Raw genomic sequence first — 1,451 nt, forward strand, 5'->3', positions numbered from 1 at the left:
ACTAGTAGTGCTTGGTCAGGTTCATTCGTCGGTGGTGTGTCCGGTTGAGGGGCTGCGTCGTTGACCGGGTGTGACACCTGAGGAGTTGGATGAAGTCCGGTGCCGTCTGGAGGACTTCGCGGCGGATGTGTTCGAGCCGTTCGCGCGGGCCGATCAGCGTCGGTGGGGCGGGGTCTATCTGCGGGGACTGCTGCTGGACGGGCAGCGCAAGTCGGTGGAACCGATGGCCGCCCGGCTGGGTGAGGACGGCAACCGGCAGGCCCTGGCCCACTTCATCACCACCAGCCCGTGGGAGGCGGCGCATGTCCGAGCCCGACTCGCGTGGAAGATGGCTCCAGCGATCAACCCGACCGCGCTGATCATCGATGACACAGGCTTCCTCAAGGACGGCAACGCCTCGGCCTGTGTGTCGCGGCAGTACACCGGCACCGCCGGCAAAGTCACCAACTGCCAGGCGGGCGTGTCCTTGCACCTGGCCTCGGATACCGCCTCGGCGGCGATCGACTGGCGCTTGTTCCTGCCCAAGAGCTGGGATCCCGCCTCGCCGCTGGCCGACCCGGGCAAGGTGGCCCGCCGCGAGCGGTGCGGCATCCCGCCGGATATGGGCCATGTCGAGAAGTGGCAGCTGGCCCTGGACATGATCGACGAGACCCGGTCCTGGGGCGTCGATGTGCCCCTGGTCGTGGCCGACGGCGGCTACGGGGACACCGCGGCCTTCCGGCTCGGTCTGGAGGAACGCGGGCTGCACTACGTGGTGGGCAGCTCGACCACCGTCACTGCCCACCCACACGACGCGACGCTTCACATCCCGCCCCACAGCGGCCGCGGGCGCCCGCCCCAGCCGGCTTACCCCAAGACGCCGAGGAGCGTGAAGGAGCTGGTCATCGCTGCGGGGAAGCAGGCGGCTCGGCCGGTGCAGTGGCGGGAGGGCTCCCGCCCAGGCAGCGGCCGCAGCGGGTTCAAGCGGATGTACTCGCGGTTCGTGGCACTGCGGATCAGGCCCGCCGGACGCGAGATCCGCAAGGCCGTCGAGGGAGCCGAGTTGCCCGCGTGCTGGCTGCTGGCCGAATGGCCCGCCACCGAGCCGGAGCCGGTGCAGTTCTGGCTCTCCAACCTGCCCGACGACACTCCACTCACCACGCTGGTGCGGCTGGCCAAGCTCCGCTGGCGCATCGAGCACGACTACCGCGAGATGAAGCAGGCCCTGGGCCTGGCCCACTTCGAGGGCCGCACCTGGAACGGCTGGCACCACCACGTCACCCTCGTCTCCGCCGCCCACGCCTTCTGCACGCTCCAGCGACTGGCCCGGACCCCAAAAGGGACGGCGCCGGCCTGAGCCTCTACCAGGTCGTCCGCGAGATGCAGTTACTCCTCGCGGTCTGGACCGGCGCCTGCCCCACCTGTCACCGCGACATACCCACAGCGATACCAACCTGACCAAGCACTACTAG

Annotated in this window: 1 protein-coding gene; it reads left to right on the top strand. The window is 69.3% G+C overall.

Going from position 1 to position 1,451, the window contains the following annotated elements:
* Positions 1-70: 70 nt before the first annotated feature.
* Positions 71-1,336: an IS701 family transposase gene (locus AWZ10_RS36120; protein ID WP_060891099.1), complete on the top strand. Its 1,266-nt coding sequence runs from the start codon at positions 71-73 to the stop codon at positions 1,334-1,336.
* Positions 1,337-1,451: the final 115 nt, after the last annotated feature.

It is taken from the genome of Streptomyces europaeiscabiei (assembly GCF_001550375.1).
GTDB classification, from domain to species: Bacteria; Actinomycetota; Actinomycetes; order Streptomycetales; family Streptomycetaceae; genus Streptomyces; species Streptomyces europaeiscabiei.